The organism is Halorubrum sp. Ea8 (assembly GCF_002252925.1).
Taxonomy (GTDB): Archaea; Halobacteriota; Halobacteria; order Halobacteriales; family Haloferacaceae; genus Halorubrum.
The window spans coordinates 1-5,170 of the sequence record NZ_NHPF01000059.1; the positions used below are offsets into that span (position 1 = coordinate 1).

The following is a 5,170-nucleotide window of genomic DNA, read 5'->3' on the forward strand; positions in this document are numbered from 1 at the left end:
GCTTAAGTTAACACGACCCGAGGTCACCCCTGGAAGTTTTATCAACTCACGGAAGAGGGTCTGGAGTTCTTGGAGGAGCACAACCTGCTCGCAGCGGAGTAGACGCTCGAGCAGATCTACGACACCATCTCTGACAAACCCGAGAAAATGGTCAAGTACGACAACGCGCCCCGCCCCGACGACGTCTAACGGCCCGTTCTATTCCCGAATAGTTTGCTATTCGTACTCTTTAGCCCGTGACGGGATGATTAACCAACAAATCTATGCCAATACGCACTCTGTTGGTTAACACGAGGCGACCGCTGATGTCTTACGAGCCACCGACGCCACCGGCGGAACTCCCGACAGATATCGTCAACACACTCAACGGCTACTCGCCGGACCAACTCCAGCACGTCGCACGCTACGCCCAGGAGCTGGCAGACCACAAAGCTCGCGAAGCCCGCCTTGAGGAGGAGTCGGATGACGACGAGATCGACGAGCGGCCGGACGATCTTCCGGACGACGTCCCGTCGAAGGCCACGATCACGATCAAGGAGATCAACGACAACCGCTACTACTACTGGCAGTGGAGAGAGGGGGACAAAGTCACGTCCAAATATAAAGAGCCAGTCAATCCGGACGAATGAGAGGCCAATACGTCCGATTATAGAGTTCCCATACCCCGTGTGCGATTTGATTTTGGTGCACTTGGAAAAGTGATGACCACACACCCCTCATCCAGAGTGAAAACAGTGGGACGAGAAAAAATTTTAGATTAGATTAAGCCGTTAATAGTCGATAGAGCCTTTTTTACCTGAATTGAGGCGCTAAGGCCCCTTCCTCAACGAGCGAGCGGAGCGAGCGAGTAGGGAGCGGATACAGCGCCGCACGAGTAGTAAACACGTTCGATGCTCGGCCCACAGGCCCACCGTCATCTGCATGTTGAAATATGGTGTAAACACAGGTGATGGATAGACACGAAATCGAAGGTCACGAAGTCATAGACGGGACGGCCAAAGCTACTGGTAACAGCGCTCACGTCCTCGTCCCAAAGGGTTGGCGTGGTGCGGACGTGAAAGTTGTCCGGACCACCGAACCCGACGAGTAACACCACTCGATGAACTACAACTACAGGTATCGGCTCCGACCGTCCGACGTGATTGAAGAGCAGCTAGCGTGGACTGTCGATACCTGTAGGCAGGTCTACAACCACTTCCTTCACCGACTCAACCGAGCAGACGACATGTCGGCATACTCCGAACAGAAACTCCTGCCGAGTCTCAAAAAGTGGTGGAACGACCTGAAACAAGTCCACTCGAAAGTTCTTCAGAAAGTCGTTCAACGGCTGTACGACAACCTCTCGACGCTACGCGGACGCAAAGAGAACGGCTACCGCGTCGGGACGCTCAAGTGGAAAGCGCCGGGCGAGTACCGCAGTTTCACCTACAGTCAATCCGGCTTCAAGCTCAAGAACACGGGCGGTCGGACCCGACTGTGGCTCTCGAAACTCGGAGAAATCCCACTCACTTTCCACCGCGACCTCCCCGACGACGCCGAAATCAAGACCGTCACGGTCAAACAGGAACCGACCGGCAAGTGGTACGCTATCCTCGGCGTCGAAACCCCGGACGACCCACCTGCGAAACCGGAGACTCCCGATCGGTGCGTCGGTATCGACGTGGGGATTCTCAAGTACGCCCACGACACCGACGGGACCGTCGTCAAATCGCTTGACCTGTCTGACGAACGCGAGCGGTTGGAACGCGCACAGCGTGACCTCTCACGGAAACAGCACGGGTCTGCGAATTGGGAGAAACAGCGTCGAGTTATGGCCGAACGACACGCCGACCTGAAGCACAAGCGGCGAGACTTCCTCCACAAGCTCTCGAACTACTACGCCACCGAGTACGACTTTGTAGCGGTCGAGAACTTGGACACGAAGGGATTGGTCGAACTACCGGGCAACTCGCGGAACCGGGCAGGTGCGGCGTGGGGGACATTCCTCTCGTTGCTCGAATACAAGTGCGAACGCGAAGGCACGCACTTCGTGGCCGTCAACCCAAGAGGGACGACGAAAGAGTGTGCGTCCTGCGGCGTTTCGACAGAGAAGCCGCTGTGGGTGCGCGAACAGTCCTGTCCGGCGTGTGGGTTCGAGGCGGATAGAGACGCGAACGCGGCGTGGAACATTCTTTCTCGCGGCCTCGAAGACGTAGGAGTGGGATACTCCGAATCAGCGCCTGTGGAGACTGCGCTCCCTGTAGATACATCTGTGTCTGCAAAGCGCGTCGTAGAAACAGGAAGCTCCACCCTCAAGCGCGAGCCGTCAGGCGAGCGGTAGGGTGGGGTAGTTCACGCACGAACAGTCGAACAGAGTTCCACAGTTGAAGCATCTTTTTCTATTTGAGACAGACCACACCCCTGATCACGAGTGTATCCGCTGATAGATTCTCACCACACACCCCGTGTACAAAGTGTAAATATGCCGTATTCCGACGACAGAGTGCTACTAAGCTGATTTTGTATTTTGGAAGAGACCTACAATCCGTAGGATAGCACAGCCTTAGCGGGGGACACCGTGTGAGAGATGAGCTGAGTAACAAGTCGAGTGAAAACAGCCCATGGGAAATGAAATTCGAACGATGACATCAGAAAAGCCGGAGACTGAACCAATATTCACATCAATGCCGGGAAGACGGTCGACCCTGAATTTACACTTCGATGACGGAGGGGGGAGCAGCTAGTTTTGATCACAGATACGTAGATATATTTGAGGGGCACCGATTCTGCGTTACACATCGATAGGAGGGTGTATCCGAATGCGATTTCCTGAACACATCGATAGAGGGGTGTCCACAAGAACTACTTCTCATGAACACGTTGACCGGTATTCTGATCTAGCGGTTGGATGTCGTTCGCTTAACTCAGCAAGACTGGATGGGCCGGATTACCGCCTAATATTTATTTTCCCGAATATATTCGTTTTGGCGGGTTTAACAGCGAATTACATATCGATAGAGGGGTGTATACGGGGACTAATAGAAACGCAATAATTGGTCTCAGATAGGTGACTCAAATAAGAATTGTGGCCCGATAACAGACAGCCAATACACATCGATAGAGGGGTGTATACGAGACCAAATGGAAAGGTAGCATTGTAGGGAAATGTCAACTGAAATGATAAAGAACGTGGCTTGGTAGCAAACACATCGAACACATCGATAGAGGGGTGTGCGGAAACTAATGGAAACTACTCATTAGGGGGGAGGCGGCCAGATACACAGAGACGGCCCTCTAAAAGAGCGCGGAGCGGACAGCTAACTACAATATGGCTGGAATCTCTACTACGTCTGGTTACGGATCTGCGCTTTGACGACAGAGGTGACCTCATCCTCAGAAATCGCTTCAATACGCGAGTCCTCTCGAAGGGTTTCAAGAATCGTCTCTGGCCGTTCTCCAAACTGGAACTCGAGAAACATCCCGGAGCTGGGGCCGTGACTCCGCCGCTCGAAGTCGACCAGCGAATACGTCGTGAGCTCTTTCATCTTATTCACATACGTTTCCTGGTGGTACTGATCGGCGTCAATAGCGTCGGTCAGATACTGATACACACGATAGCCAGTTGTACTCCTAGCGGTCCCGCCGTCAGTGTGGGAAGCAACCGCCGCAGTGGCGTACAGACAGAGCTTCTTCTGTGTGCTAATGCCGCGAACGACCTCCAACACCCGATTCTTTTCGACCTTTTCTTGTGCGGTACGGACGTGCTTTTCGCGCACGCGGGTGTCGCCTTCACGTTCAGCTAATTCGCCGGCGACCCGCATGAGATCGATCGCCTTTCTGGCGTCACCATGCGTCTGTGCTGCGAATGCCGCTGCGAGTGGGATCACGTCGTCGTCGACAACGTCGTCATGGAACGCGTCCTGACGGCGTCGAAGAATTGCTTGGAGTTGGTTCGCGTCGTAATCGTCGAAATGGACGTCTTCAGGAGTTAACGAACTGACAGCGCGACTCCCAACAGACTCCATCATCTTCGTGTCGTTTGAGATCGCAACGACCGAAATGTATGCGTTCAACTCATCGTTTGCCCCAGCTCGGGAGAGCTGATACAGCAGTCGTGAAAACGCGGGCTCTTGTTTGTCTCGCCGTCCGACGAGCATATCCAGTTCATCGAGGACAAACACAACAGAGTCGAAGTGCTCGTTGACGATCCGATAGAGCTCATCCCACTTCTCTTTCGTCGCCACGCCGTGTTTAGGCACCTCGATAGGGACACCTGCAGCATCGGCAGCCTGCTGAACGAGTTCATACACGGCGATACCAAGCGTATCCAAATCCTGGCAGTTCACTTCAATAGTGCCAAACCGGATGTCGCGGCTTTCACAGATACGGCTGATGTTATGGCAAACAGCTTTTGTGATGAGGGATTTGCCTGTCCCGGACGGTCCGTAGAGAAATAGATTGGGGGGCCGGTTGTCACCGAGCGCAACGCGAAGCATCTTGGTGACTTCTTGGAGTTGCTCGTCACGACCCACGATGCGGTCCTCTTCGACAACGTAATTCGGATCGAGTAGCGCTCGGTCCCGAATCAGCCCGTCCTGATCGTCGAACTCGAGGAGCATGTCCTCGATCGACTGTGATGACTCCTCGGAGTCAGCCTCGTCTTCAGATTGTGAGTTACCATTTGTGACGTGAGAGGATGAAGACTGTCGCGAAGGATCAGACTGCGACGCATTCGACAGCTCAGCTTGAGCCGTCAACTCGTCCTCCGACGGTCCCCGGGTATCTGCGGGATCATCGGAGTCGTCAGTACCCATATGCCAATTGATACCCGCCTCTATCAAAAAGGTTCCCCCACCTCTATCGAAGTGTGATTAGCCGTGTGAAACCCGTGATACCGGATTAACCGCTTGATAATCATGATAATGGGTTAACTGGCGGTAGCCGGTGACGATGTGTTCGTGAGTACACGGTCGAAGACACACACCCCTCTATCGATGTGTTTTTGCACAAGAGTCCAGAGGGATATCTGCGTTACGTCAGGTCAATCCACCGGTGATCGGTAGAAACCACACGCCTAACATCCTCTTGAACGGGTTTGGACGATAGAATGGTAGGATAGAAAACGTTGTCTGATAAACCACAGAACACAAAGGGCGCAACACATCGAACACATCGATAGAGGGGTGTGTGT

4 protein-coding genes and 1 pseudogene are annotated in these 5,170 nt (G+C 53.6%); 4 read left to right on the top strand and 1 reads right to left on the bottom strand.

The window, feature by feature from the left end; genetic code table 11:
* Positions 1-18: 18 nt before the first annotated feature.
* From DJ74_RS19580 to DJ74_RS04860, 4 genes and pseudogenes are all read left to right on the top strand, one after another.
* Positions 19-189: pseudogene (locus tag DJ74_RS19580) on the top strand (PadR family transcriptional regulator); the annotation flags it as partial.
* Positions 190-305: 116 nt separating this feature from the next.
* The gene (locus DJ74_RS04855; protein ID WP_094524453.1) at positions 306-629 is read left to right on the top strand and encodes a hypothetical protein; all 324 of its coding nucleotides are present in this window, start codon (positions 306-308) and stop codon (positions 627-629) included.
* A 320-nt stretch (positions 630-949) separates the two neighbouring features.
* Positions 950-1,090, top strand: a complete 141-nt coding sequence (locus tag DJ74_RS18600; RefSeq protein ID WP_141212017.1) for a DUF2080 family transposase-associated protein — start codon at positions 950-952, stop codon at positions 1,088-1,090.
* 9 nt (positions 1,091-1,099) lie between these two features.
* Positions 1,100-2,320, top strand: a complete 1,221-nt coding sequence (locus tag DJ74_RS04860) for an RNA-guided endonuclease TnpB family protein (RefSeq protein ID WP_094526526.1) — start codon at positions 1,100-1,102, stop codon at positions 2,318-2,320.
* Between the two features lie 1,003 nt (positions 2,321-3,323).
* Here DJ74_RS04860 and DJ74_RS04865 read toward each other — a convergent pair.
* A complete protein-coding gene (locus DJ74_RS04865) occupies positions 3,324-4,793 on the bottom strand; it encodes an orc1/cdc6 family replication initiation protein (RefSeq protein WP_170938201.1) in 1,470 nt (489 codons plus the stop codon).
* Positions 4,794-5,170 lie beyond the last annotated feature (377 nt).